Origin of the sequence: Mycolicibacterium sp. lyk4-40-TYG-92, from assembly GCF_030209435.1 — a bacterium.
Classification (GTDB): domain Bacteria; phylum Actinomycetota; class Actinomycetes; order Mycobacteriales; family Mycobacteriaceae; genus Mycobacterium.
The window spans coordinates 185219-211654 of record NZ_JARVRX010000003.1 but is presented as its reverse complement, the minus strand read 5'-3'; the positions used below and the strand labels follow the sequence as shown (position 1 = coordinate 211654).

At 67.7% G+C, this 26436-nt stretch carries 27 protein-coding genes; 17 read left to right on the top strand and 10 right to left on the bottom strand.

Annotated features, from left to right (window positions below):
* Positions 1-26: 26 nt before the first annotated feature.
* Positions 27-785, bottom strand: coding sequence for a pirin family protein (locus QRN63_RS07190; protein WP_285030166.1), 759 nt, complete (start codon positions 783-785; stop codon positions 27-29).
* 76 nt (positions 786-861) lie between these two features.
* Between QRN63_RS07190 and QRN63_RS07185 the strand changes: the two genes are divergently transcribed.
* The 4 genes from QRN63_RS07185 to QRN63_RS07170 all read left to right on the top strand — a co-directional run bounded on the left by QRN63_RS07185 (position 862) and on the right by QRN63_RS07170 (position 5697).
* Entirely contained in the window at positions 862-1296 is a 435-nt protein-coding gene (locus tag QRN63_RS07185) for a MarR family winged helix-turn-helix transcriptional regulator (protein ID WP_285030165.1), read from the top strand.
* A 69-nt stretch (positions 1297-1365) separates the two neighbouring features.
* A complete protein-coding gene (locus QRN63_RS07180; RefSeq protein ID WP_267320056.1) occupies positions 1366-1746 on the top strand; it encodes a hypothetical protein in 381 nt (126 codons plus the stop codon).
* 213 nt (positions 1747-1959) lie between these two features.
* Positions 1960-4869 (top strand): alpha/beta hydrolase family protein, encoded by a 2910-nt coding sequence (locus QRN63_RS07175; protein ID WP_285030164.1) that lies wholly within the window; start codon positions 1960-1962, stop codon positions 4867-4869.
* A 51-nt stretch (positions 4870-4920) separates the two neighbouring features.
* Positions 4921-5697 carry an SDR family NAD(P)-dependent oxidoreductase gene (locus QRN63_RS07170; RefSeq protein ID WP_064978891.1) on the top strand — a complete coding sequence of 259 codons (777 nt, stop codon included), beginning with the start codon at positions 4921-4923 and terminating at the stop codon, positions 5695-5697.
* 69 nt (positions 5698-5766) lie between these two features.
* Here QRN63_RS07170 and QRN63_RS07165 read toward each other — a convergent pair whose 3' ends face one another.
* Positions 5767-6207, bottom strand: coding sequence for a DUF4442 domain-containing protein (locus tag QRN63_RS07165; protein ID WP_285030163.1), 441 nt, complete (start codon positions 6205-6207; stop codon positions 5767-5769).
* A gap of 96 nt (positions 6208-6303) precedes the next feature.
* Between QRN63_RS07165 and QRN63_RS07160 the strand changes: the two genes are divergently transcribed.
* Positions 6304-6852 carry a TetR/AcrR family transcriptional regulator gene (locus QRN63_RS07160; protein WP_285030162.1) on the top strand — a complete coding sequence of 183 codons (549 nt, stop codon included), beginning with the start codon at positions 6304-6306 and terminating at the stop codon, positions 6850-6852.
* 68 nt (positions 6853-6920) lie between these two features.
* The gene (locus QRN63_RS07155) at positions 6921-7832 is read left to right on the top strand and encodes a DUF4349 domain-containing protein (RefSeq protein ID WP_285030161.1); all 912 of its coding nucleotides are present in this window, start codon (positions 6921-6923) and stop codon (positions 7830-7832) included.
* Between the two features lie 77 nt (positions 7833-7909).
* On the opposite strand, the gene QRN63_RS07150 is transcribed toward QRN63_RS07155, so the two are convergent.
* Complete coding sequence (locus tag QRN63_RS07150) at positions 7910-9037, bottom strand: NDMA-dependent alcohol dehydrogenase (RefSeq protein WP_285030160.1); 1128 nt, start codon at positions 9035-9037, stop codon at positions 7910-7912.
* A gap of 249 nt (positions 9038-9286) precedes the next feature.
* Positions 9287-10318 carry a sigma-70 family RNA polymerase sigma factor gene (locus QRN63_RS07145; RefSeq protein WP_285030159.1) on the bottom strand — a complete coding sequence of 344 codons (1032 nt, stop codon included), beginning with the start codon at positions 10316-10318 and terminating at the stop codon, positions 9287-9289.
* A gap of 60 nt (positions 10319-10378) precedes the next feature.
* On the opposite strand from QRN63_RS07145, the gene QRN63_RS07140 reads away from it, so the two are divergent.
* The 5 genes from QRN63_RS07140 to QRN63_RS07120 all read left to right on the top strand — a co-directional run bounded on the left by QRN63_RS07140 (position 10379) and on the right by QRN63_RS07120 (position 13872).
* Entirely contained in the window at positions 10379-11218 is an 840-nt protein-coding gene (locus tag QRN63_RS07140) for an alpha/beta hydrolase (protein WP_267320068.1), read from the top strand.
* A gap of 13 nt (positions 11219-11231) precedes the next feature.
* Positions 11232-12266, top strand: coding sequence for an alpha/beta hydrolase family protein (locus tag QRN63_RS07135; protein WP_267320069.1), 1035 nt, complete (start codon positions 11232-11234; stop codon positions 12264-12266).
* 119 nt (positions 12267-12385) lie between these two features.
* Positions 12386-12562: a hypothetical protein gene (locus QRN63_RS07130; RefSeq protein WP_267320070.1), complete on the top strand. Its 177-nt coding sequence runs from the start codon at positions 12386-12388 to the stop codon at positions 12560-12562.
* 72 nt (positions 12563-12634) lie between these two features.
* The gene (locus QRN63_RS07125) at positions 12635-13384 is read left to right on the top strand and encodes a DUF2786 domain-containing protein (RefSeq protein ID WP_267320071.1); all 750 of its coding nucleotides are present in this window, start codon (positions 12635-12637) and stop codon (positions 13382-13384) included.
* On the top strand, positions 13381-13872 hold the full coding sequence (locus tag QRN63_RS07120; RefSeq protein WP_267320072.1) for a TIGR04338 family metallohydrolase: 492 nt from the start codon (positions 13381-13383) through the stop codon (positions 13870-13872). Before QRN63_RS07125 ends, QRN63_RS07120 begins: the two co-directional genes overlap by 4 nt.
* 48 nt (positions 13873-13920) lie before the next feature.
* Here QRN63_RS07120 and QRN63_RS07115 read toward each other — a convergent pair whose 3' ends face one another.
* Complete coding sequence (locus tag QRN63_RS07115; protein WP_285030158.1) at positions 13921-15012, bottom strand: GGDEF domain-containing protein; 1092 nt, start codon at positions 15010-15012, stop codon at positions 13921-13923.
* A gap of 204 nt (positions 15013-15216) precedes the next feature.
* On the opposite strand from QRN63_RS07115, the gene QRN63_RS07110 reads away from it, so the two are divergent.
* From QRN63_RS07110 to QRN63_RS07090, 5 genes are all read left to right on the top strand, one after another.
* Positions 15217-15849 (top strand): O-methyltransferase, encoded by a 633-nt coding sequence (locus QRN63_RS07110; protein WP_285030551.1) that lies wholly within the window; start codon positions 15217-15219, stop codon positions 15847-15849.
* Positions 15849-16244 carry a hypothetical protein gene (locus tag QRN63_RS07105; RefSeq protein WP_267320074.1) on the top strand — a complete coding sequence of 132 codons (396 nt, stop codon included), beginning with the start codon at positions 15849-15851 and terminating at the stop codon, positions 16242-16244. Before QRN63_RS07110 ends, QRN63_RS07105 begins: the two co-directional genes overlap by 1 nt.
* Positions 16245-16386: 142 nt before the next feature.
* Positions 16387-16824, top strand: coding sequence for an SPW repeat protein (locus tag QRN63_RS07100; protein ID WP_285030157.1), 438 nt, complete (start codon positions 16387-16389; stop codon positions 16822-16824).
* Positions 16825-17001: 177 nt separating this feature from the next.
* The gene (locus QRN63_RS07095) at positions 17002-18342 is read left to right on the top strand and encodes an FAD-binding oxidoreductase (RefSeq protein WP_285030156.1); all 1341 of its coding nucleotides are present in this window, start codon (positions 17002-17004) and stop codon (positions 18340-18342) included.
* Positions 18339-19085 carry a DAPG hydrolase family protein gene (locus tag QRN63_RS07090; protein WP_285030155.1) on the top strand — a complete coding sequence of 249 codons (747 nt, stop codon included), beginning with the start codon at positions 18339-18341 and terminating at the stop codon, positions 19083-19085. The genes QRN63_RS07095 and QRN63_RS07090 overlap by 4 nt, the downstream gene beginning before the upstream one ends.
* Positions 19086-19110: 25 nt before the next feature.
* On the opposite strand, the gene QRN63_RS07085 is transcribed toward QRN63_RS07090, so the two are convergent.
* Together QRN63_RS07085 and ilvD are read right to left on the bottom strand one after the other, a co-directional pair.
* Positions 19111-20265 carry an ankyrin repeat domain-containing protein gene (locus tag QRN63_RS07085; RefSeq protein ID WP_285030154.1) on the bottom strand — a complete coding sequence of 385 codons (1155 nt, stop codon included), beginning with the start codon at positions 20263-20265 and terminating at the stop codon, positions 19111-19113.
* A 217-nt stretch (positions 20266-20482) separates the two neighbouring features.
* Entirely contained in the window at positions 20483-22183 is a 1701-nt protein-coding gene (gene ilvD, locus QRN63_RS07080) for a dihydroxy-acid dehydratase (RefSeq protein ID WP_285030153.1), read from the bottom strand.
* Positions 22184-22262: 79 nt separating this feature from the next.
* Here ilvD and ricR point away from each other — a divergent pair, with 79 nt between their 5' ends.
* On the top strand, positions 22263-22616 hold the full coding sequence (gene ricR, locus QRN63_RS07075) for a copper-sensing transcriptional repressor RicR (RefSeq protein ID WP_285030152.1): 354 nt from the start codon (positions 22263-22265) through the stop codon (positions 22614-22616).
* A 95-nt stretch (positions 22617-22711) separates the two neighbouring features.
* Here ricR and QRN63_RS07070 read toward each other — a convergent pair whose 3' ends face one another.
* From QRN63_RS07070 to QRN63_RS07060, 3 genes are read right to left on the bottom strand one after another with little or no spacing between them, the layout of a single operon-like run.
* On the bottom strand, positions 22712-24298 hold the full coding sequence (locus tag QRN63_RS07070; protein WP_285030151.1) for a SulP family inorganic anion transporter: 1587 nt from the start codon (positions 24296-24298) through the stop codon (positions 22712-22714).
* 13 nt (positions 24299-24311) lie between these two features.
* Positions 24312-25010: a cysteine hydrolase family protein gene (locus QRN63_RS07065; protein WP_285030150.1), complete on the bottom strand. Its 699-nt coding sequence runs from the start codon at positions 25008-25010 to the stop codon at positions 24312-24314.
* Positions 25007-26431 carry an allophanate hydrolase gene (locus QRN63_RS07060; RefSeq protein ID WP_285030149.1) on the bottom strand — a complete coding sequence of 475 codons (1425 nt, stop codon included), beginning with the start codon at positions 26429-26431 and terminating at the stop codon, positions 25007-25009. Before QRN63_RS07060 ends, QRN63_RS07065 begins: the two co-directional genes overlap by 4 nt.
* Positions 26432-26436: the final 5 nt, after the last annotated feature.

Here is a 26436-nt window from a genome sequence, read left to right as displayed (position 1 = left end):
TCGGGGCGGGGCCCTCCGGCGTGGGGTTACTGGCTGAACAGATCGGCGTGCATTTCCCACACCAGGATCTCGGCCGGGGTGGTGGCGGTGACGCGCTGCCCGCCCGACGCTGTCAGTCGGACGGCGTCGCCCTCCTGCAGCGGCCCGGCGCCCTCGAGGGCGACCTCGCCACGTGCCACGAACAGGTGCAGGTACTTCGCCGACGGCAGCTCGACACTGTCGCCGGGCTCCAGCCGGGCGCCGTGCAGCGCCGCGTTGCGCTGACCGATGGTGATGGCGGCGTCGTTGGCATGGCCGGGCATGCCCGAGGCGATGGTGACCAGCTTGCCGCGCAGCAACTCGTCGCCGATCTCCAGCTGCTGGTAGCCGGGCGTCTTGCCGGACTCGTCGGGTACGACCCACATCTGCACGAAATGCACCGGCTCGCTGTGTGATTCGGCCCCGGTCAGGCGCCAGGAGTCGTTCTTCTCCGAGTGCAGGATGCCGCGTCCGGCGGACATCCGTTGCGCCAGCCCGGGGTAGATGACGCCCGAATTTCCGGTCGAGTCCTGGTGCACGAGCGACCCGCGCAGCACCCAGGTGACGATCTCCATGTCGCGGTGCGGGTGGGTCTCGAATCCCGAGCCCGGCGCGACGCGGTCGTCGTTGTTCACCAGCAGCAGGCCGTGGTGGGTGTTGGCCGGGTCGTAGTGGCCGCCGAATGAGAACGAGTGCTTGGAGTCGAGCCACGAGATGCGGGTGGCGTCGCGGTCGGCGGCGCGGCGGATGTCGACTGTTTCGGTCATGTCGTCCCCTGTCGTTGTCGGCGAGCTTAGGTGTCGCTACTGGACGGCACAACATAAATGATGTGTCATATATTTCATGTGGCTCACCGACGACCAGCAGGACCTGTGGCGCTCCTATCTGACGATGAGTGGCCGGCTGCAGACGGAGCTCAACCGACAGCTGCAGCGCGATCACGGGTTGTCACTTGCCGACTACGACGTTCTGGTCGCGCTCAGTGAGCTGCCCGAGTGCCGGATGAGTGATCTCGGTGCGCATCTGGGGTGGGAGCAGAGCCGGGTGTCGCACCAGCTGGCGCGCATGCGGGCCCGCGGCCTCATCGAGCGATCCGGGGCGGCGGATGACCGGCGCGCTGCCGTCGTCACCCTCACCGCTGCCGGGCGGGACGCGCTCGAGGCCGCCGCCCCCGGGCACGCCGAACTGGTCCGCTCGGTGGTATTCGCCGCCATGAGCCGAACCCAGGCGGATGCGTTACGACGGTGGACCGCGACGGTGCTCGAGCGCCTGGCCTGAACGGACCCTGTGAGCCGGGGCGAATTCGCGGCTAGAGTAGGGGCCGTCGGGTTTGCGGGGAGGATTCACGTGAAACATTCGGTCGCCACCATTGCGACAGCGGGCGCACTGGTCGCCGGGCTGGCCTGGTTGCCCACGCCTCTGGCGCAGGCTGAACCCTGTGTGCCGCTCGACGGCAGCCCATATGTGAAGAATCGGCACACGAGCGCGGGCCTCGGCAAAGAACTTCAGGTCAACCGGACCTACACCTACGCCGATGGCATGGTGAACTGGACCATCGAGCAGTCCGGTGGCGTCAAATACAACACCGGTTTCGGTTTCGGCGCGAAGATCAACGCGAACTACATCCCCGAACTGAACTCGAGTGGATCCACCCCGGGTGCCCCGGGCGAATACGTGAACATCGACAGCTGGCATTTCCACGAGACCGTGCTCGTCTGCCCGCAGTAGTCACGTCCCTGGCCCGCCGGCGCGTTTGCTGGCTCACCGACGGCCCATCCCGTCATATGACACAGCCGTCAATTCGCCGGAAATCGCCGCTCTGCCGGTGCTAGCGTCCTGTCGTCGCAGTCAATATTGCGGGATAGGGCGGGTCGCATGGGTGGCAGGCATCGCGAATTCGACGTTCGCGGTTCACGTTTGGCATTGGCGGGGGTAGCGGCCGTGACGGCCACCGCCGCGGTGGTCACGGCGCCCACGCCGCCGGCGCTGCTGGCGGCGAGCATCCGCGAGGTCAGTCTGACCGCGGCCACCACGCCCTATCAGGCGTTCCAGAACACCGTCGACGCCGTGCTGCCGGCGCTGGTCAACCAATTCGGGCGGCAGCCCACCGTCACGCTGCAGACGCTGCTCGCCCAGATTCCGCCGAACCTGCTGACCGACGTGCTCAACGCCAACGCCGGCAACCTCAACGTGCCGTCCCTGCTGAACATGTTGAGCCCCAACCTGATCACCGGCCTGACCTCACAGGTGGGGGCGGGGACGACGTCGCAGCTGACGGCAGCGATAAGCGCCGCCGTGAGCGCCGCGCTGGACAGCAGCCTGTCGGGTCTGACCACCAACGGCTTCCTGACCACACTGCAGACGGGGTTGGCCGGCGCGCTGCTCGCGCCCATTCAGTCGGCGCTGGGCGGCATCGGCATCACCGTCCCCGGAGTCGGCATCCAGCTGAGCCTCGCCGGCCTGCTGAACATCGGTGGGCTGGCCACCACGGTCTCGAACCTCGTGGCACAGGACCTCATCGGCAAGCTGACCACGAGCCTGACCAGCGGTCTGACGGGCGGCCTCTCCGGCGGCGCTCTGACCAACGGACTGGGCGGCGTGCTCGGCACCGGTCTGGGCGGCATCGTCACCGACAACCTCGGCGATCTGCTGAACCCGCTCTTGAAGGCCGCCGGCCTCGAGGATGCGTCCGGCAACATCGGCGTCGGCACCCTGCTGAACTTGGCGGGACTCAACCTCGCCAATCTCGAAGCCAGCCATGCGATCTCGGTGACCACCGCCGGTCCGGCGTTCACGCTCGCGCGACTACTCGGCGTCGACCTCGGCTGGACACCCGGCACGGAGACCGCCATCGCGAAGTCGGTCAACAGCACCCCGTACCTCACGGTCGGCACGGACACCTTGAAGAACGTGCTGACGACGAACCTGACCAATGCACTCGGCACGGGTGCGCTGGCCTCGAGCCTGACGCCGATTCTCACCGGCGCCCTCACCAGCACGCTGACCGCCACGCTCACCAGCAGTCTGACCACCGCGTTGACCACCGCTCTCACCAGCACCGTCGACGGCACGGTCGGCAGCACCACCAACCTCACCACCGCCCTGACCTCCGCGATCAGTACCGCGGTGGGCGATCTGGGCCTGAGCTACACCGTCCCCGTCCTGGGCACAACCATCGACCTCACCAGCACGGTCGTGGGCGCACTGAATCCCCTCGTCGGCGGCATCGTCACCGGCCTGCTCGGTGGGACGAGCATCAGCACGTTGGTCAACAGCACCGTGTCGAGCACGGTCACGAGCGTCGTCGGCAGTGTCGTCAGCGGAGCCACCGGCGGTCTTTCGGGCACGGTCTCCGGCGCCCTGACCGGTGTGCTCAGCAGCGCCGTCCTCGGCGTCGTGAACGCGATCCCGTCCCTCGATGTCGGATCGGTCCGGATCCCCATCGTGGTGGGCACCGGGCTCGGGGCGTTCTCGGCCGGCGCGGCCTACCGCGATCTGCTGGCGAAACTGTCATCGCAGCCGGGCGGCCTGGACTACACGGGCGCGACGTCCATCGCCGGCAGCCTGACGCTGCTGCCGGAGATTCTGCTCAACAACGCGGGACGCGCGAACGGCGGTGTGCTGGCGCGGTTCTCGTCGATCCTGAAGTTGTTCGGCGTCAATGCCGTCACCCCCGACGTGGCGATCACCAGCAGTGGCGGCACCGCGGTGGGCAACACCGGTCTGGCACTGGGCGGCGCGAACCTGGTGCCGGTCAAGGTCGACGCAACCGTCGAGTACCAGCCGATGTCGGACTTCGCCGCCTGGGCGAACCCGGTGACGCTGATGAACAACCTCGCCGCGGGATTGATGCCCACCTACGTGCTGCGCGGTGTCGACGAGGCCACCGCCGCCGGTCAACTGGTCACGCAACTCGAGTCTCTGGTCACGAATCTGACCAACGGCGGCTCGGCCAGCACCAACATCTACCTGACGGCCCAGGCGAACCATCTGCCGCTCCTCGAGCCGGTGTACCTGGCCGGTGACGCCCTGAACCTCGTGGGCCTGACGCCCGTCGGGAACGTCGCCTACCGATTGGGCAATGCGCTGTCGCCGGTCCTGACCAGTCTGGTGAACCTGGGCTACTCGGACGCGTACTGGGATGCCGCGTCGGGCCAGTACCTGCGCACCCTGAACACCGCGGCCACCCCGGTGCAGTTCGGCGCCCTGCCGCACATCGACTGGTCGAAGGTCGGTCCCCGCCTGATGACGTCACTGGTCACCGGGTTCGAAAATGCGTTCACCGGCCCGGTATCGGTGCCGAACGCCATCTCGGGCGCGATCTCGCTGATCAGTAAGGGCGGGAATCTCTTGAGTGTGGGGGCACTGCCGTCGTCGGTCGCCGCGATTCCGGCGCCCACCGCGCCCACCGCGGCCACCGCCACTGCCGCCACCAACAAGTCCAAGACACCCACGGCCATCGCCGCGACACCCACCGCCGCGGCCACCGGCAAGCAGGCGACGTCGACGACGCCCGACTCCCCGGCCACCGAACCGGTGGCCAAGGAGCCGACGAAGCCCAAGCACGCCAAGGATGACGCCGACGCCGGTGTGGCGGCGGCCTCGGGTGCTGCGCACGACGGGTCGGCGTCGGACGACACCAAGCCCGCCGACGCGGGCAACACCAAGGGCAAGCCGGGTAAACCCAAGGGAACCAAATCTCCGAAGCCGAAAGACAGTGCAGCAAACGGGGATTCGTCGGTGACGAAAGCCGACAGTGACAGCGACGGCACCGGTCGGCACCGGGCGCCGTCGTCGCCCGGTGGTAAGCACCGCGCACCGGATTCGGGCACCGGCAAGCACGCTGCCTGAGCATTGCCAGGTCCGTCCCGGTGAGCGGACGGCCTCGCATACGCTGTCGGCGTGGATATCAATGGAGCTAGCGCGGTCGTCACCGGCGGCGCGTCAGGAATCGGTGCGGCTGTTGCCCGTCAGTTGGCCGCCAAGGGTGCCCGGGTCGTCATTGCCGACCTCCAGGCCGAGAAGGGCGAGGCGCTCGCCAAGGAGATCGGCGGCGTGTTCGTCACCGTCGACGTCACCAACACCGAGCAGATCATCGACGCGGTCAAGACCGCCGCTGACCTCGGCCCGCTGCGTGCCCTGGTGAACTCGGCCGGTGTCGGCTGGGCCCAGCGCACCATCGGCAAGGACGGCGAGTTCGAGTCGGCGCACAACCTGGACCTGTACAAGAAGGTCCTCGACATCAACCTGGTCGGCACCTTCGACTGCATCCGCATCGCCGCCACCCAGATGAGCAAGAACGACTTCACCGAGGCCGGTGAGCGTGGCGCCATCGTCAACATGACCAGCGTCGCGGCGTTCGACGGCCAGATCGGCCAGGCCGCGTACTCGTCGTCCAAGGGCGGCGTCGTGGGCCTGACCCTGCCGGTCGCGCGCGACCTGTCGGCCGTCGGCATCCGCGTGAACACCGTGGCCCCCGGCCTGATCGACACCCCGATCTACGGCGAGGGTGAAGCCTCCGAGGCGTTCAAGGCCAAGCTCGGCGAGTCGGTGTTGTTCCCGCACCGCCTGGGCAAGCCCGAAGAGCTGGCCTCCATGGTCATCGAGTTGATCACCAACTCGTACATGAACGCCGAGGTCGTCCGCGTCGACGGCGGCATCCGGATGCCTCCGAAGTAGTCCTTCGCGAACAGACATCAAACTGCCCCCTTTCCTTGGGAAGGGGGCAGTTTTGTGTCCGTCGCGGTGTTACCGCGACGGACGGAAGCTGACGACGAACCGGCAGGTGCCGGTCGGTGCGCCCGCGGCGTCAGTGAGACCCACTTCGACGTCGATGTCGCAGCCGGTCCCGAGCCGGAGCGCGCTGTGAAGATCTGCGACCTTCTCTGAGGCGACCCGGCTCTGGGCGGTGATGCCGCCGAGTGCCGGACGGGTGTACTCGATGGCGGCGCTCTTGATCACGGTGTACGCGCCACGGCCGGCACTGCCCGCCGCCATCACCGCCGCACCCGCGCCGGCCACCTCGGCGACGCCGTAGATGACGGGCGCGTTCACGTGGCCATTGTGATTGACGTGTTCGGCTTTGGTGCGGCTCAACGTCGTTCGCACCGAGCCGTCGGGACACAGCTCGGTATCAAGATCAAGCCACCGAATCCACGGCATGGTCTGCATTGCTTCGCTGGCTGCCATTTGGGGGGGATCCCTCCTTGTCCATCCTGCTCGATTGGAGCAGCGCTCCAGCTCTCTACATTAGAGCAATGCTCCAATGGCGTCTAGGCTGTCCCCGTGAAGTCACCATCGACGCCGGCGGAACGCCTGCTGGTAGCCGCGTTGGCGATCATCGATCGCGACGGCATCGACGCTCTGACCGTCCGGGCCCTGATCGCCGAGTCGGGCATCAGCAACGGCAGCGTCTATCACCATGTGGGCTCTCTGGACCGCTTGGTGACCGCCGCTGCGGACGAGGCCGTCGGAGCCTGGTCGGCGGCATTTCTCGATGCGCTCGAACGCGGGGGATACGCCGCCGCGGCGGCCGAGGACCGGCGCTGGAGCCGCGCGCATCCCGGGCTCGCGGCCCTGATCGAGCGCAACGGGCGGCGTGGTGAATTAGGTTCAGCGGCTGCGGGTTTCGGTGTGGGGCTGCGAACCTGGCTCGATTCTCAGCGGCTGGCCGCCGGCGCCCCGGCGCAGGTTGTCGCCGCGCTTGTCCTCGGCCCCCTCGCAGAGCTACGTCGGCTTGAAATGGCAACAGGTCGCGATACCAGCAAGGCTGACTTCGAAATCCTGGAGGCGGCCGTCATCAATGGGCTGAAATCGGTGGGCACCGGCAGTTGACGGTCTGCGACCGGCAGCTGCAGATTCGCCACGGAAATCCTGTGAAACGCTGGGTACGCTCGGATGGCATGACGCGCACGCGGTTCCGGCCGGTCGTATTTCTCGCTCTGTTGATCGCCTCGTTGTGGTTGGTGGCCGGGTGTAGCGGCGGCAACTCGACGCGGCATTCCGAGTCCGCCCCCGCCCCTGCGGCGCCGCTCAAGAGCGGGGCGGATTTCAAAGGCGGGGCCCCGGAGGCGCCCGCGCCACTTGTTGAGCCGGCCCGCGACGTCGTCAAGACAGCGTCGCTGATCCTCGTCGCTCCGGACCCGGCGGCCGCTGCGGACAAGGCGACCGCGATCGTCGACAAGGCGGGTGGACGGGTCGATGAGCGCTCGGACGACGCCGGGTCGACGTCCGGCCGCGCGAGCGTCCACCTGGTGCTGCGAGTTCCGGCCAACGGGCTTGACCCTGCCCTGGCGGCGCTCAAGGGGCTCGGCACCGTCCAGACCCTCGAGGTCAAGACCGACGACGTCACCGCACGCCGCGTTGACCTCGATGCCCGGATCACCGCGCTGAAGACGTCGGTGGATCGGTTGCTCGGGATCATGCGTGACTCGAAGGACCCCGATGCGCTGATCAAGGCCGAGGAGGCGCTGTCGTCGCGGCAGGCCGAGTTGCAAAGCCTGCAGGCCCAGCGCGATGCCCTCCGCGACCAGATCACCTACAGCTCCGTCGACGTCCAGATCACCGCCGAGCGGACGGGCGGTCCCGCACCGGAGCGTTATCACGGGTTCTTCGGGCAGGTCGAGCGTGGCTGGGATACGTTGTGGGCCTTTGGTTCGCACCTGGTCCTGGCATTCGGGTTCCTGCTGCCGTGGCTGATTCCGCTCGCGGTCCTCGGCGGGGCGCTCTACGCCTTCGTCAAGTGGACCGGTTCGCGTCACAAGAGCAGCGCACCGGCTGAGCAGGTGTCAGCCGCCAGTCCGCCGCAGGAGTAACTCTCGCCGAACAGACGTGAAAACCCCCAATTTCACTCGAAATTGGGGGTTTTCACGTCTGCTCGGCGGATGGACCGTTACCAGTCCGACTCGTCGAAGGTGACGACGCCACGAATGTTGTTGCCGTCCAGCATGTCCTGGTAGCCCTGGTTGATGTCTTCGAGCTTGTAGGTCCGCGTGATCATGTCGTCGATGTTCAGCAGCCCGGACTTGTACAGCGCGGCCAGGCGCGGGGTCTCGATGTGCGAGCTGCCGCCACCGAAGATGTTGCCCTTCAACGTCTTCTGCAGCATGGTGAACAGGAAGAGGTTCAGCTTGACGTCGGCGTCCATCATCGAGCCCATGCCGGTGACGACGCAGGTGCCGGTCTTGGCCGTCAGGATCATGGCCTCTTCGATGTACTCGCCCTTCATCTCACCGACGGCGATGATGACCTTGTCGGCCATCAGGCCCCAGGTCAGGTCGATCATCGGCGCGATCGCCTCGGCCATCGACGGGTAGACGTGCGTGGCACCGAACTTGATGGCCTGCTCACGCTTCCACGGGTTGGGGTCGATCGCGATGACGTGCTTGGCGCCGGAGATCACGGCGCCCTGCAGTGCGCTCATGCCGATGCCGCCGACGCCGACGATGGCGACGCTCTCACCGGGTTGAACCTGCGCGACGTTGGTGGCTGAGCCGAAGCCGGTCGGTACCGCGCAGCCCATGATGGCGGCCGACTCGAACGGGATGTCCTTGTCGATCTTGACGACGGAGTCCTTGTGGACCGTCATGTACGGCGCGAAGGTGCCCAGCAGGTTCATCGCCGCGACCTCTTTGCCGCCGGCGGTGTGAATGCGGTTGGTGCCGTCGGCGATCGACTTGCCACCCAGCAGGACGGCGCCGCGGTCGCACAGCGAGCGGAAGCCCTTCATGCACGGCGGGCACGAGCCACAGGCCGGGATGAACGCGAGGATGACGTGGTCGCCCTCTTCGATGCCGGTGACGTTCTTGCCGACCTTGGTGACGACGCCCGCACCCTCGTGCCCGCCGAGACAGGGCAGCGGCATCGGAGTGGCGCCGGTGGTCAGGTGGTAGTCGGAGTGGCACATGCCCGCGGCATGCATCCGGATCTGTACTTCGTCGGCAACGGGGTCACCGAGGTCGATCTCCTCGACCTGGAACGGGGAGTTCACTTCCCACAGCAGAGCGCCTTTGGTCTTCATGACGAAGATCATAGACACAAAGTAGGAACACGTTCCAGAATGATGGTATAGAGGCGGTCTGACCTGCATAGATGATGACTAAGAACCTACTCGCCAGTCACTTGTGAACTAGGGCGGATAGTGCCCGGGGAACTGGTCCGGCCATGGCCGCATCGCACCTGGACTGCTCCAACCGGCCGCGAAGACCGGACCGGATGCGTCGTCCAGGTGCTGCTCGATATGAGGGAGATCGCTACGTTCGGGTGGCGATCAGAGGTGGGGCGCCAGCCCGAACTTCTCGAACAGCGTCGGATCCATGAACGCGACGACATGCGAGATGCCGTCGGGCTTGATGTCCAGCACGTGCAGCTGGAATGCCTCGTGCCGGCCCGTCTCGGGGTTGCGCATGTACATGCCCGCGGCGGACTGCCCGTTCGCGGTGGTGACGACGAACCGCATGTCGCCCGGGTGCTCGGCGGGGCATTTGAACCGCGACAGCTCGACGATGTCCCGCGGACCCGAGTACCAGGTGTCGAACGGCGGCATCTCCCACACCGAATCGGCCGTGAAGAGCTGGACCAGCGCGTCCATGTCGTAGGACTCGAAGGCGTTGACGTATTTGGCCAGCAGGTCCTTGGCCTCGTCGGACTCCGGGGCGACCAGGACGTCGTCCTGACTGGGGCCGACGGCGTCGAGTTGGGCGCGGGCCCGCTGCAGCAGGCTGTTGACCGCCGCCGTCGAGGTTCCGACCGTGCCGGCAACCTCTGCGGCCTTCCACTGCAGCACGTCGCGGAGCACCAGGACTGCGCGCTGCCGCGGCGAAAGATGCTGCAGCGCAGCGATGAACGCCAGCCGCACCGATTCGCGGGAGCCGACGATGGTCTGCGGATCACCTGGTGCGTCATGCACGTCGGGCAGTGGCTCGAGCCAGGCGGTGTCGGTGCGTTCGGTGATCTCGGCGTGCGGGTCGGCCGCCGGCTGGCCGAGCCCGGAGGGCAACGGCCGGCGTTGACGGCCCTCCAGTGCGGTCAGGCAGGTGTTGGTGGCGATGCGGTACAGCCAGGTCCGCACCGACGACTTGCCCTCGAAGTTGTCGTAGGCCTTCCAGGCGCGCAGGTAGGTCTCCTGCACCAGGTCCTCGGCGTCGTGCAGGGAACCGGTCATGCGGTAACAGTGGGCCAGCAGCTCGCGCCGGTGCCGTTGGGCGTCGGCCAGGAACGCGTCCCTGGACAGTGCCGGTGCGGCTGCCGCGTCTTCTCTGAGGACACTCACGTGACCCAGGGTACGCAGGGGGTGTGACATCCGGCGGGCGTCACGACGGCGACGGACGCGCCCGGGCCGGACCCCAGATATTGTCTCTCCATGGCCACGACCCGCAGCGAACGCAGCTTCGACGGCATCGGTGGCACCAAGATCGTCTACGACGTCTGGGTGCCCGAGACCGACCCGACGGGCGTCGTGGTGCTGTCCCACGGTTTCGGTGAGCACGCGCGCCGTTACGACCATGTCGCGCAACGGTTCGGCGAGGCCGGGCTGATCACCTTCGCACTCGACCACCGGGGCCATGGCCGCTCGGGCGGCAAGCGCGTGCTGGTCCGGGACATCTCCGAGTACACCGGCGACTTCCACCACCTGGTCGGCATCGCGACCGCCGAGTACCCCGAGCTGAAGCGCGTCGTCCTCGGCCACAGCATGGGCGGCGGCATCGTGTTCGCGTACGGCGTCGAGCACCCCGACGACTATCACCTCATGGTGCTGTCCGGTCCCGCCGTCGACGCCCGGTCCCAGGTCGGCCTGCCGTTGGCGCTGGCGGCGAAGCTGCTGGGCTCCATCCTGCCGGGGCTGCCCGCGCAGAGCCTGCCGTTCGACGCGGTGTCGCGTGATCCCGAGGTGGTCGCTGCCTACAACGCCGACCCGCTCGTGTATCACGGCAAGGTGCCCGCCGGGGTGGGCAAGGTGCTGATCGGGGTCGGCGAGACCATGCCGCAGCGCGCCGCCGCCCTGACCGCGCCGCTGCTGGTGGTGCACGGCGAGGACGACAAGCTGGTGCCGGTCGCCGGCAGCCGCAAGCTGGTGGAGTGCGTCGGCTCGTCCGACGTGGCGCTGAAGGTCTACCCGAAGCTGTACCACGAGGTGTTCAACGAGCCCGAGAAGGCAGTGGTGCTCGACGACGTCGTGAGCTGGATCGAAGTGCGCCTATGACCGGGGTGTTCGCGTGAAATGGGCTGTGCGCCTGCTGGTTTGGCTGGCGGTGCTGGCGGTCGCGGCCTGCGGTTCGGACAAGGCCGGCGGCGGCGACTGGGTCGATGAGGACGTCAGCTTCGTCGCCGACGGCCTGACCATCCACGGCAGCTACCGCCATGTCCCGGGCGCCGCCGCGGCGCCATCGGTGTTGCTGATCTCCGAGAGCGGGCAGACCGACCGCAACGGCGACAACGCCGTCGCCGGCAAGGTCGGCAACATGCGGCAGCTCGCCGAGTACCTGTCCGGCAAGAAGGTCGACAGCCTGCGGTACGACAAGGTCGGCACGGGCAAGACCGGCCTGGGCCCGCACGCCCAGAACATGCGCGACGTGGGCAGCGCCGTCTACACCGCCGGTGCGAAGGCGGCCGTGAAGTTCCTGTCCGAGCAGAAGGGCACCGACACGGCGCGAATCTCGGTGTACGGGTTGGGCGAGGGCACTGTGCACGCGCTGGCGCTCGCGACCGACACCAGCCCCGATGCCCCGAAGGTCCACTCGCTGGCGCTGCTGCAGCCACTGGCCGGCCGGTATCTGGACGTCATCACCAACCGGGTGCGGGCCTCGGTCGACGCCGATGTGAAGGCCGGCGCCAAGACCCCGCAGCAGGCCGACCAGGTGCTCGCGGAGTGGGGTGCGGCCGTCGCGACGACGCGCGCCACCGGCACCCCGCCGGCCAAGCTGCCCGAAGGTCTGAGTGCCATCCTCAACCCCGCCAACGCCAAGGCGGTGCTGGAGGCGGACGCCATCGACCCGCTGGCACTGGCCGCGAAGCTGCCGAACGGCACCCCGGTCCTGCTCACCTGCTCGGACTCGGACGTCCAGGCCTTCTGTGAGGCGGAACAGCCGCTGATCGCCGCACTGGCGCACACCGCGCTGACTGTGGTCACGCTGAAGGGTGTCAGCCACGTGCTACGCGACGATCCGACCGACAACGTGGCCAACTACGCCAACAAGGCGCCGTTGTCCCCGCAGCTGACCAGCGCGCTGGACGGATTTGTCGGCAAGTAGTCGCCACGCGCGGCCACGGTAGGAAGTGTCCAACCTCCATCGGTGGGTATATCTGCATCACGACGCCTGCCCGCTGCGGCTTCGTGGCGCCGTACGACCGACGCACAGGACGGACTGCCATGGACGACAAGGAACCCGGTTCCCGGAGTACGTACACCGACGCCGACCTCGAGACCGGCGAGGCGGTGCGACCAACGAGCGCCGCCGACGAACTTCGTCGCGCCAGGGCCGCCGGCCGTGACGAGACGCCCGACGTCGAACAGGAACCGGCCGACGCGCCGGAGCCGCCGGACTGACAGCGGTTGCGACGATGGCCACGACACGTCACGCGCGCAGAAACGTCGTATCCGTCCCATAATGTCGCGAGCATGAGTGACGACAAGATGCTCGCGCGGATCGCGGCGCTGCTGCGGCAGGCCGAGAACACCGACAACGCGCACGAGGCCGAGGCGTTCATGGCGGCCGCCCAGCGGCTGGCCACCACCACGTCGATCGATCTGGCGGTGGCCCGGGCGCATTCTGCGACCCGGACCGCTGCGCAGGAGCCGGTGCAGCGCACCGTCACCATCGGGGAGGCGGGAACCCGGGGTCTGCGGACGTTCGTGCAGTTGTTCGTGCTGATCGCGCGGGCCAACGACGTGAAATGCGACATCGCGTCCAACTCGACTTTCGTCTACGCCTACGGGTTCGCCGAGGACATCGACGCCACCCACGCCCTGTACGCCAGCGTGGTGGTGCAGATGGTCAAGTCGTCGGATGCGTACCTCTCCACAGGTGCACACCGGCCGACTCCGACCATCACTGCCCGGCTCAACTTCCAGCTGGCGTTCGGTGCCCGTGTCGGGCAACGGCTCATCGATGCACGCGAGGAGGCCCGACAGGCGGCGACCGTCGAGCGCGCCGACCAGCCGGGGACGGCGCTTGCGTTGCGTAACAAGGATCTTGAGCTGGTGTCGTTCTACAAGAAGACGTCGCAGGCGCGGGGGAGCTGGCGGGCGACGAGTGCGTCGGCCGGTTACTCATCGGCAGCGCGACGGGCCGGAGACCGGGCGGGGCGTCGGGCGCGGCTGGGGCCGAGTCCCGAATTGTCAGGTGCGCGTACGGCTCTGGAGCGATGACCCGGGACGTCCAACGGTCTGCGGTGTACGCCGCTGAGCAGTTCGTGCGCACGTTGTTCGACCGGGCGGGGGAACGCGGCAACCGGGCCGTCGAGTTCTTCGGGACGCAGCTGACGTTGCCGCCCGAGGCCCGCTTCGGGTCCGTCGACGCGGTGCGGCGCTACGTCGACCAGGTGCTGACCATGCCTGCGGTCACGGCGCGGTGGCCCGACGCCGGTGCGGTGGCAGTCCGGGCGCGCCGGGGAGCGACAGCCGCACACTACGAATCCGGTGACGGCGGTGCGGTGATCGCCGTACCCGAGCGTCAATCTACCTGGGCGCTAAGGGAATTGGTCGTCCTGCACGAGGTGGCCCACCACCTGTCGGCCGCGGTACCGCCGCACGGGCCGGCGTTCACCGCGACGTTCTGCGAACTGGCCGAGGTGGTGATGGGCCCTGAGGTGGGACACATTCTGCGGGTGGTCTATGCCAAGGAAAGCGTGCGCTGACTCGTTTTCGGGAACAGCTTGCCGCACCGTGATGGCATCGGTGGCCCCTCACCGCTGCGGCATGTCGAAATCTGTATAGCGAATCTGGTTGCCGCCCAAGCGTTTAGCTTCGTACATCGCCTGATCGGCGGCCACGATCAGCGCGTCCACCGTTGATTGCGGGTCGGGATCGAGCTCTTGCAGCGTGTGTGTGGCAGCCCCGATGCTTGCGGTGATGGGGAACGGCAGTGCCCCGATGGCGTCGCAGAGCCGCTGAGCCGCCGACGCCAGCCCGGCAGGAGCGATCGTGTCGATGACGGCGAACTCCTCGCCACCAATGCGCGCGACGATCGCGTTGTCTGGTGTGTTGGCGCGCAACGTGGACGCCACGGCCGCCAGAGCGCGATCCCCTTCGTCATGACCGAGGGCGTCGTTCAGCGCTTTGAAGCGGTCCAGGTCGATCACGACGACGGCGAGGTCTTTGTCGTCGGTGCGTCTCCCGGCGAATAGCTCTCGGGTCTTCGCCGCCAGTCCCCTTCGGTTGAGCAATCCGGTGAGGGAGTCGGTATCGGCGTTGACCGCGCCGATCCCCAGGCGGTGGACAGCGATCTGAGCACACGTCGGCACCAGGATGCACACGGCCAGAACGAGCCAGCTGACCGCCGCGGCAAGCTGTGGCCGACCTTCCTGCGACAGCCGGATGGCGACGGTGGTCATGGCCGCGGCGGTCAGCACGCAATTGACCAGCATCACGCGCGTGGAGTGGGCCAGCGCGATGTAACTAGCAGCGCAAACGAAGGTCATACACGCGAACGCGCCCATGAGGGGGTCTGTTTGCACCACTGCTGTCACCGCGGCCGACACCTGAAACGTCGCCGCAAAAGCGACGGACTGGGCGCTGGTCAACACCCGGGTGGCCCACATGAGGGTGAACACCAGCGAGGCGCCGATGAGTACACCGCTGAAGAGGGCCTGCAGCGGTGGTGCGAGGTTGACGGGGAAGGCGCCGGTCCATGGGCCTTCGAAACCCAGTGATATGGACGCCAGCACAAGCAGGTTGCGTACGGCGGAACGTCTCGAGTCGGGTTCCAGGTAGCTCCACAGCCAGTCGTAGTGGTCAGGCTGTCCCCACCACCGTAGCAACTTTTCCCCCAAGCTCATTGCGGCCCGATTCTAGAGGAAAATGAGAGCTTCTGGATGCTTCGAGCCGAGAAGTCTGCCGATGACAGCTAATTCAGCGAATTGCTACTGGAGTTGGCGGTGCGGGTTGCGGACGGCTGTAGATCATCGCAATGCCGGGCCACGGCTAGCCTGGCGTTCGTGACGAAACCAGAACCGCAGGCCAGCCCGTCTGCCGTCGACGAGATGTTCAACCGGGTGCTGCATACCGAGGACGAGGCGCTGGCCGCGGCGCGGCAGTCCGCCGTGACGGCCGGCATGCCGGCCATCGAGGTCTCGGCGCAGCACGGAAAGTTCTTGTCGCTGCTGGCCGCGATCAGCGGAGCCACCCGGGTGCTGGAGATCGGCACCCTTGCGGGCTACAGCACCATCAACCTCGCCCGCGGCATCGGCGCCGAGGGCCGGGTGACGACGTTGGAGTACTCCCCGGAACACGCCGCGGTCGCGCGCGCCAACTTCGCGCGCGCCGGCGTTGCGGACCGGGTCGAGGTGCTGGTCGGCGCGGCCCTGGACACCTTGCCGCAGCTGGCGGAGCGTGGTGACCGGTTCGACTTCTTCTTTATCGACGCCGACAAGGAGAACAACCGCGCTTACGTCGAATGGTCCGTACGGCTGGCCGTCCCGGGCGCGGTGGTCGTCGTCGACAACGTCACCCGGATGGGGCGGGTGCTGGAGCCGGCTGTTGACGACGCGCAGGCGCACGGCGTCCGCGACATGTTGGATCTGATGGGCAGCCATCCCCGGTTGGAGGCGGCGGCCATCCAGACCGTCGGCACCAAGGGCTGGGACGGTTTTGCCGTGGCCCGGGTAGGGCAGTAGTGCTCCGAACGTCGGCGGCGGGATTACTGCTGGCCGTCGGGATGGCGCCGACGGCATGGGCGCAGCCCTCGGTCCTCCCCGAAGCGCCGATGGCGCCGGGCATGACGTTCGTCGATGATCCCGCGATCGTCGACACGCACCCGCTGCCGCCGCAATCCTGGAGTCGCCTGGATCCGGAGCCTGAGTTGGCGCTGAACTTCGAGATCGGGTCGCCGGAGTGCTACGGCGTACATGCCACCGTGCAGGAAACTGATCAGACCGTCGTGGTCACGCTGGCCGCCGGCAGCCGGTACCAGCGCACGCACCTGGTGTGCACCATGATCATGGTGCAGGGAAAAATCGTTGTGCCGCTGGGTAATCCGGTCGGCAACCGCGCGGTAGTGGTGGCGGAATAGAACCGGCCGCCCGCCGCGGGACCGTGCGCCGAACGCCGCCGGATCGGCGGCGCTCTCGATGTGCCAAATCCGCGTAACCTTGGCCTAGATGGATGGGTGCGGTGAGGCCGAATCCCTTGCCGCGTAACGGAAGGGGTAAGAAATGACTACGGTCCATTCATCAATAGATCAACACCCCGACATTCTGGCGCTGAGGGCCCGCTACGACCGAGTTGCCGAGTCGATGGCAGCGCAGGCGACCTTCGGGCTGACCCTGCTGACCGCGGTCTACGTCGCGATGTCGCCGTGGATCGTCGGCTATCAGGCCTCCGCCAAGCTGACAGTCAACGCGCTGATCATGGGCGGCACCATCGGGTTCCTGGCAATGTGCTTCGGCTGCGCACTGGACCGTACCCACGGGATGACCTGGACTCTGCCGGTTTTCGGCGTGTGGCTGGTGATTTCGCCGTGGATCTATGGCGGCGGTCCCACTGCCGGCGTCATGTGGTCGCACGTGATCAGCGGCGTGCTCGTGGCGGTGCTGGGCATGTACGCGATGTACTTCGGGATGCGCGTGCGCAACTCGGACCGGCACGGGTGATCGCTACCTGCCGTAGGTAGGTCCCACGGCAGACTGCCCACCAGCCGAGCGTCAGCAGCTCGGCCGGCGGGCAGGTCTGCGCTCGGGACGGAGGTCCCGCATGGCTAATTTGACGTATCTGCTAATTCCTGGTGCTACGTTTCGGTGAGGGTGGGCATCGAGGCGTGAGGAATTGCGGTGACAGCTTTGGCCGAGATCCGACATTTCCGCCGCGGCGACGCGGGCTACGAAGAGGCGCGCTGTGCGACGGTGTGGAATGCGCTTGTGCCGCAACGCTTTCCGGACGTCATCGTGCAGGCGTCGTGCACTGCAGATGTGGTGGCGGCAATCCGCTACGCCCGCGCGAACAATGTGGCGGTCGGCATCCGGTCCGGCGGGCACAGTTGGTCGGCCAACCACCTGCGCGACGGCGGCTTGCTGCTCGACGTGAGCCGGTTGGACACCTGCCAGGTGGATCGCGACGCGATGACCGCCGTGGTGGGACCGGGCAAAGGCGGCAGCGTGCTGGCCACCGAACTGGAGCAGCAGGGCCTGTTCTTCCCGTCCGGGCACTGTCGGGGTGTGCGACTCGGCGGCTACCTGCTGCAGGGCGGCTACGGCTGGAACAGCCGCGTGCTGGGGCCGGCCTGCGAAAGCGTGCTGGCACTCGACGTGGTGATGGCGGACGGTGAGCAGGTTCGCTGCGACGCCGAGCAGCACGCCGACTTGTATTGGGCGGCAAGGGGTTCCGGCCCCGGATTCTTCGGCGTTGTGACGGCATTCCATCTGCGTCTCTATTCGAAGCCGGCGGTGTGTGGCAGCAGCCTGTACGTCTACCCGTTCGAGGCCGCTGACGAGATCTATGCGTGGGCCCGCGCGATCAGTGCCGACGTGGACCGCCGGGTGGAGCTGCAGATCGTGGCCTCCCGCGCCATGCCCAGTTCGGGTCTGGATACGCCGGGCATCGTGCTGGCCTCGCCGGTGTTCGCCGACGATGACGATGAAGCGAAAGAGGCGGTGGCACTGCTGGATACGTGCCCGGCGCGGCCGCATGCCCTGATGGCCGTGCCGTTCGCGCCGACCAACCTGCCCACCTGGTACGACGCGGTGATGAGCAACTACCTCAACGACCACCGCTACGCCGCGGACAACATGTGGACGTCGGCGTCCACGGCCGAGTTACTGCCGGGTGTGCGCAACATCCTCGAGACCATGCCGCCGCACCCGTCGCATTTCCTCTGGCTGAATTGGGGACCGTCGCCGGCGCGCCAGGACATGGCCTACAGCCTGGAGGACGAGATCTACCTGGCGCTGTACGCCGGCTGGTCGGACCCGTCCGACGACGAGAAGTACGGCGACTGGGCCCGATCCAACATGGCGGCGATGTCCCACCTGGCCACCGGGATACAGCTGGCCGACGAGAACCTGGGTGCCCGGCCGGCCCGGTTCGCGACCGACGCGGCCATGGCGCGACTGGATGCGGTGCGCGCACAATATGACCCGGAGGGTCGCTTCTACGCCTGGATGGGACGGACATGAGCTACCTCGGGTACCGCGGCGACGACGCGGACACACCGTTCGGCAGGTTCTTCAACCCGGAGATGGCGGCGCTGCCACGTCACGTGGTGCGGGCGCTCGAGCACGGGCCGCAGGCCGGCCCGGTGCTGCCCGACTTCGACGAACCGTTGGCCGGGGACGGTTATCAGCAGACCGAGAACGGCTACGGCACGCTGTCCGACGGCGGCTATACCGTCGCCGTGCGCACCGACATGCCAGGCGTGACGCCCGAGATGTGGGACTGGTGGTTCGGCTGGCACGGCTGCGACGCGCGCCGCTACAAGCTGTGGCATCCGCGGGCACACGTATCGGCGCAGTGGCGCGACGGCCGCGACGACCTGGCCTACGTGGGCCGGACCTCGCTGGTCGAGGAGTACCTCGGCTCGGCGCTCAGTTCGGTGGCGATCCAGTTCGTCGATCCCGATACGCACGGGCACGCCGGGCTGGCCATCGTCGCCCGCCTCGGCTCGCCGGACATCCCGGTCGACATCGGCTGGCTCGTTCATCAGGTGCGGCCGACGCCGGACGGTGCCGAGATGCGGTCGCGATTCTGGATGGGTGGGCAGCACGTCAGCTTCCGCGCGGGCAAGTCCTTGGCGGATCACGCATTTCGGGTGCTTGCCGCACGTCAGCTACCCCAGCCGCGGGACCTCCTCGTGCACTGCGCGCAGGAGATGAACCATCTCGCCGGCTTCCTGCCGGAGCTTTACGCCCAGTTCAGTTGACCCGCGAGGGGACTCGCCCGGTTGTTCATGTGGTGGCGGAAGTCGCGGCGCGTAGCAGTTCGGCCGCCTCGGCCTGATAGGCGTGTTCGGCCCACTCCAAAGGGGTTGACCCGAACCGGTCGTCGGTGATCGACGGGTCGGCGCCGGCCTCCAATAGCCGTCGGATCAGCGGCAGGTCGCCCTCCCATGCGGCCTGGTGCAAGGGTGTCGCGCCGTCGTCATTGCGGGCATTCGGATCGTCGGGAAAGGCCGGCGTGACGAGTTCGGCGCCGGACACATCGACGCCGTGCTGGGCGAGCAGTTCGAGGCGGTCACTGAAACCATGCTGGGCCGCCCAGTGAATCTGCCGCTGCCACATCTGTTCTCGGGTCTCCATGGCTTCGCCGAGCCGGCGTTCCCACGGGCTGGGCCCGGCACCGGCGAGGCCGTGGGCGAACAGCAGCTCCAAGTGCGAATCGTCCGGGCGGAACATCCGGTTGTAGAGCGTCTGCTGATCGACAGGATGGGCGCCGCGGCGCAGGAGCAGCTCCGCGAGTGCGGTGGCGTGCGGATGCCGTGGCTGCCGGCGTGGCCCTTGTTCGCCCTCGCCGAACACCCCCGTCAACAGCGTGAACGGCGTAGACATGCCGCACCACAGGTAGCCGCCGTTCGGATCGGCGCCGGCGTCGAGCAGGAGCGTCGCAGCCGCCAGGACGTCATTTACGCTGCGGGCCAGGGGAATACGCGAGTAGCAGAGGTACATCATGGGCACCCAGCCGAACGGCCCGCCGCCGGTGTCGGCGAGCGCCGGGCGCCGGGCGAGATGGCGGGCAACAGCGGCCGGATCGGAGGCGACGGCTGCGCACCAGATGTTGCGGTCGACGAGTCCGGGATGGGCGGCCAGCAGGTCGGCCGCCACCTGCCACCGCGGCGGGGCGTCGGATTCGTCGTAGCGCAACGAGGCCCATGAGCAGAGCCGGTCAGCGGGGTCGAGGGCGTCCTCGTCGACGGCGCCCGGATCGGCGCTCAGATCAGCGGCGAGCCGCAGGTAGTGCACGAGCGCCGGCCAGCCGGTGAAGCCATAGCGGCGGGCGACTGCGAATTGCGCGGCATGAAGGGCGATTCCCTCGGCGCGCTGGAACCGACGCGCTTCGTCGCGCAGCTTATCCAGGGACGGATTGGTGGGCAGTGTGCTGGCCATGACGGCCTCCTCTCATGCGCCCGCGTCCGCGAATCGGGCCGAGAAGAGGTCGGTCACAAGGTAAAGCAATCAGCAGGGAGGCTGAGCCCCTTCGAGCGGACGTCGGGCGGTCCTGCGCGCCCGATCGTCACTGTACCGGCCCGCGAGCGTGCGCGAAATGGACGCCATTTGCGGCGTGTCCATGTACAGACACGCACGCTCGCGGGAAAGGGGACTCCTAGTTGCAGACGGCGCCGACGGCGGCGGACTGGACCAGCTTGGTGTACTTGGCCAGCACGCCGGTCTTGTAGCGCGGCGGCAATGGCTCGAAACCTTCACGGCGCGAGGCCAATTCGGCCTCGTCGACCAGGAGGTCCAGCTTGCCGTTGGCGACATCAAGGCGGATGCGGTCACCGTCGCGCACGAACGCGATGGGCCCGCCGTCGACGGCCTCCGGCGCGATGTGCCCGACGCACAGGCCCGTCGTCCCGCCCGAGAAGCGGCCATCGGTCATCAGCAGCACGTCCTTGCCCAGGCCGGCGCCCTTGATGGCACCGGTGATGGCCAGCATCTCGCGCATGCCCGGGCCGCCCTTGGGGCCCTCGTAGCGGATGACGACGACGTCGCCGTGCGTGATGGTGCCGTCCTCCAGTGCGTCCAGGGCTGCCCGCTCGCGCTCGAAAACCCGTGCGGTGCCCTCGAACACGTCGGAATCGAAACCGGCCGACTTCACGACGGCGCCCTCGGGGGCCAGCGAGCCGTGCAGGATGGTGATGCCGCCCGTCGGGTGGATCGGGTTGTTCATCGCGCGCAGCACCTTGCCGTCGGGGTCGGGCGGTGCGATGTGGGCGAGGTTCTCGGCCATGGTCTTGCCGGTGACGGTGAGGCAATCACCGTGCAGCAGCCCGGCATCCAGCAGCGCGCGCATGACGACGGGCACGCCGCCGATCTCGTCGACGTCCTTCATCACGTGGCGACCGAAGGGTTTCACGTCGGCGAGGTGCGGCACCTTGTTGCCGATGCGGGTGAAGTCGGCGAGGGTCAGCTCGACTTCGGCCTCGCGGGCGATGGCGAGCAGGTGCAGCACCGCGTTGGTGGACCCACCGAAGGCCATGACGACCGCGATGGCGTTCTCGAACGCCTCCTTGGTCAGGATGTCGCGCGAGGTGATGCCGCGGCGCAGCATCTCGACGACGGCCGCACCGGACTTGCGGGCGTACTCTTCGCGGCGCTTGTCGATGGCGACGGGAGAAGCGCTGCCCGGCAACGACATACCGAGTGCCTCGGCCGCCGACGCCATGGTGTTGGCGGTGTACATACCGCCACAGGCGCCCTCACCCGGACAGATGGCGCGCTCGATGATGTCGACGTCCTCGCGGGACATCAGCCCGCGGGCGCACGCGCCGACGGCCTCGAAGGCGTCGATGATGGTGACTTCCTTCTCGGTGCCGTCGGTCAGCTTCGCGACGCCCGGCATGATCGAGCCGTTGTAGAAGAAGACGCTGGCCAGGTCCAGCCGGGCGGCGGCCATCAGCATGCCGGGGATCGATTTGTCGCAGCCGGCGAGCAGCACCGAGCCGTCGAGGCGCTCGGCCTGCATGACGGTCTCGACGCTGTCGGCGATGACCTCACGCGACACCAGCGAGAAATGCATGCCCTCATGGCCCATCGAGATGCCGTCGGAGACGGAGATGGTGCCGAACTCCAGCGGGTAGCCACCTGCTTCGTGCACGCCGGCCTTGACCTGCTGCGCCAGCCGCTGCAGCGACATGTTGCAGGGGGTGATCTCGTTCCACGACGACCCGACGCCGATCTGCGGCTTCACCCAGTCGTCGTCGCCCATACCTACCGCGCGCAGCATGCCTCGGGCTGCGGTTTTCTCCAGGCCGTCGGTGACGTCGCGGCTGCGGGGCTTGATATCGGGCTGGTGGGAAGACATACAGGTAAGTATGCCCTCGGGCAGTTGGTCGCCAAAATCCTTTTCAATACCCCTAAGGGGTATGCGGTACGCTGGGGCTATGACGGCAGAAAAGTCGGGGGCCACTGGGAGCCACACTGCGGCTTCGCGCGGCGACGCGCCGCAGGAAGCCCAGCACGGCTACTCGCCCAACAAAGATAACTACGCCAAGCGACTACGGCGGGTCGAGGGACAGGTCCGCGGCATCGCCAAGATGATCGACGAGGACAAGTACTGCATCGACGTGTTGACGCAGATCAGCGCGGTCAACAGCGCGCTGCAGTCGGTCGCGCTGGCGCTGCTCGACGAGCACCTGGGGCACTGCGTGAGCCATGCCGTGGCCGTCGGCGGCGACGAGGCGGAGCAGAAACTGGCTGAGGCCTCTGCAGCGATCGCGCGTTTGGTCCGCTCCTGACGCTGAGTCCGATCACAATGTCGGCCTGAGAGCGCCGTTGAACGTATATCCGGTTAGCTCCGCTCTCAGCCCGACGTTGTGATCGTGCCGGGCCGCTAATGCCCGGCGACGATGTCCGACTCGTCGACCGTGACCGGGTCGTCGGCGCCAGGTAACCGCGAGTACCCGGCGCACACCAGACCGAAGAACAGATAGCCGAGGGCGACCTGCGGGCTGGCCGCCCACGACACCTCAGGTGCGTGGATCAGGCCGATGAAGGACAACGCCGCCCCGACGGCTGACGCGATGGCCGCGTAGAGAAACTTCTTCTCCAGGACGAAGGTCACCATGGTGCCCAGGATCAGGCCAACCAGTACCGCGCCCTGGCCCAGAGTCTGCAGCCCCTGGTAGACGACGCCCGCGCCGCCCAGTTTGTCGAGCCCCACGGCCGCGGCTGAGGTGCCCGCGGCGTTCAGCGCGTTGTCCACCAGGCCACCGGCCCATTGCGCGAGGTTGGGCAGCAGAGCCGCCACGACGGCGACGGCATGCAGGCGGGGTACCGCCTGGAAGGCCTGCGCGCCGATCAGCAGACCGATGTACAGCAGGATGGGCACGATCGCGGGCACCGGCAACAGTGCGTCGAGCACGCCGAACAGGCCCAGGAAGCAGAAGGCCCCGATCAGCACGCCGCTGGCCAACGAATAGCCGGCCCGGCCGCCGGCGTCCTTCCAGCCCGGGTGGCCGATGTACACCGCCGGCGGGAACGGCGAGCCGAATGCCGACCCGATCACCGCCCCCGCGCCGTCGGCCAGCAGCACGCTGCGCAGGTTGTAGTTGTCGCCGGCGGCGGCCGCGCTCTCCACGTTGCTCATCGCCTCCGTGAAGTTGTAGACGCCGAGGGGAATCGCCGTGCCCAGCAGCGGGGCCAGATGCGACAGACCCGACAACAACATGCCGACGCGCAGATCGGGCAGCCCGATCGCGATGTCGGACACCGCTTTTGCGACGTCGGGTGCCGACATGAACCCGCCGATCCACCCGATGGCGGTACCGACGAGCAGCGCGGCCAAGCCGGTCGGGATGCCGAACGGCAGTTTCACGTCGGTGAAGAACCCGATGAGGATGATCGCCAGCACCGGCAGACCGATCCACGCTGCCTCCCACATCTGCGCGGCCGGCCGCATCGAGATGAAGGTGATGGAGATGCCGGCCAGCGTGCCGAGCATGGCTGCCCGCGGTGTCAGCTTGCGGATGTAGGGCCCGACGAACGCGCCGATCATCACGATGATGCCGATCATGAAGGCCCACGCCAGCCCCGCCTGCCAGGCCTGCATCGCATCCTTGGTGTGCAGATACACCGGCAGCATCACCACGAAGACCACGATGAACATGTGCGGCACGCTCGGGCCGTAGGGCAGAGCCGTGACGTCCGTGCGGTTTTCGCGCCGGGAGAGGCGGCGGGCCAGGAACGTGTAGTAGAGGTTCCCGAGGATCAGGGCCACCCCGAGCGCGGGCAGGATCGTGCCGAGCACGTCGCCGGCCGGGACCTTGACGACGCCGATCATGAGACCCGTCAGCGTCAGTACGTTGACCAGGATGTTGAACCCCAGCCCGAAGAACGCGTTGGTGTCGCCGCGCGTCCACCACGGGATGGACAGTTTGGGCGTTCCGGCGGCCGGGGGATCGGAGACGTCGGTGGACATGGGCAGGTCCTCTCTAGACCGCAGACGGTGACGGGGCGGCGAGTTGTTGCAGCGCGGGAATGACCGCCGCGGTGTCTGCGACCCAGCCGAAAATGCCGCCCTGCGCGGCGATCATCTCCAGGCCCACTCGCTGAAATTCTGGGAAATACGAACCGACGCAATCGGATACGACCAGGCACTCGTAGCCACGGTCGTTGGCTTCGCGCGTGGTGGTGTGGACGCACACCTCGGTGGTGACGCCGGTGACGAGCAGCTGCGTGATGCCCGCGCCCGTCAGCGCGTCCTGCAGTCCGGTGGCGTAGAACGCGCCCTTGCCCGGCTTGTCGATCACCAGCTCGCCGTCGATCGGGGCCAGCTCGTCGACGATGTCGTGACCGTATTCGCCGCGGATCAGGATGCGCCCGTACTTGCCGGGGTCGCCGATCCGTTTCGATGGCGCACCGCGATTGAGCTTTGCGGGCGGGCAGTCCGACAGGTCGGGTTCGTGGCCCTCGCGGGTGTGGATGACCATGACCCCGGCCGCGCGGGCCGCGGCGATCAGCGCCGCCAGCGGTGGCACCACTTTGAGCAGCTGGTCCACGTCATTGCCCAGGCTCTCGCCGAACCCGCCGGGCAACAGGAAGTCGCGTTGCATGTCGATGACGATCAGCGCGGTCTGACCCGCCGTGAGCGTGAACGGGGTCGGTTCGGCCGGGACCTCGACAGATGTCATGCGGGCTCCTTGACCGTCGCTGCGGCGACTTCGCTTGTCGTGCGGGGCTCATCGAGGATTCGGGCGGCCAAGGTCAGTGCGGTGTCGTCCGACAGCGCGTTACCCAGCAGCATGGCGCTGTACGGACGTCCGTCAGTGGTCACGCCGAGGGGGACCGCGACGCCCAGCAGATCGAGCAGATTGCCGAAGTGCGTGTAGTGGCCCAGCATCGTGTTGCAGTCGATCGGATTCGCCACGACCTGTTCGACGGTGAAGGTGGTCCCGATGGTCGGCACCACGAGCAGGTCCATGGTCTGCCAGAGCCGCCCGACCTCGGCTTTGAGCTCCTGCAGTTTCTGCAGCGCGGCGAAGGCGTCGACGGCGGTGTAGTCGAGTCCGCTACGGAAGATGTCGCGGACCACGGGATGGATCGAATCAGGTTGCGCGGCAAGGAAATCCCCGAACTCAACGAGCCTCTCGGCGACCCACGGGCCCTGGTACAGCAGGGCCCCGGCAGCGAGAAACGGCGCCAGGGACACCTCGACGATGTCGGCCAGGCGCTCGAGGTGGTCCCGGAAACCCAGATGCGCCGCGCGCATGGCGTCGTCGCCGAAGAACTCCAGCTCGGCGATCGGGGGCAATCCGACCCGGATCGGCCCGCCGTCGTGGCGTGGTCCCCGGTCGCGCGACCAGGCGTCGGCGTCGTCGCGGGCGGCCATCACGTCGAACACCCGGTCCACGTCGTCGATACAGCCCGCCATAACGCTGAGGCAGTCCAGCGACTTGCACGCCGGTACCAGTCCAACGGTGCTGATCAACCCGCGGGAGGGTTTGAAACCCACCACCCCATTGAGTGCGGCGGGTACCCGCCCGGAGCCGGCGGTGTCGGTGGCCACCGCGAACGGCACCTGGCCCAGCGCCACCGCCAGCGCGGACCCCGAACTGGACCCGCCCGAGATGAGTCCACCACCGAACACGCTGCGCGGCACGGTGTAGGGCGTGCGCGTTCCGTTGAGGCCGGTGGCGAACTGGTCGAGGTTGGTCTTGCCGACGTAGAGCGCACCCGCGTCGAGCAGGCGTTGCACCGCCGGTGCGGTCCGCTCGGCGACGTACGCGTAGTCGGGGCACGACAGGGTCGTGGGCACCCCGGCGACATCGATGCTGTCCTTCACACCGAACGGCACGCCGTACAGCGGCAGGGTGCGCGCGCCGGGCCGGTTCTCGATCTCGGCCGCGGCCGCCAATAGCTCCTCGCGGGGGACGACCGACAGCCAGGTGCCGTCGTCGCCGCGGGCGGCGATGGCATCGGCCACGCGCGCCGCGGTCTTGATCGGGGAGCCGGTGCCGGCGGCGTGGGAATCGAGGATTTCGGCGACCGACGGGCCGATCGTCGGACCGGTGCCGATTTCCCGGTCATTCCCGCCGTGCGCATCTGAAGCCATGCCTG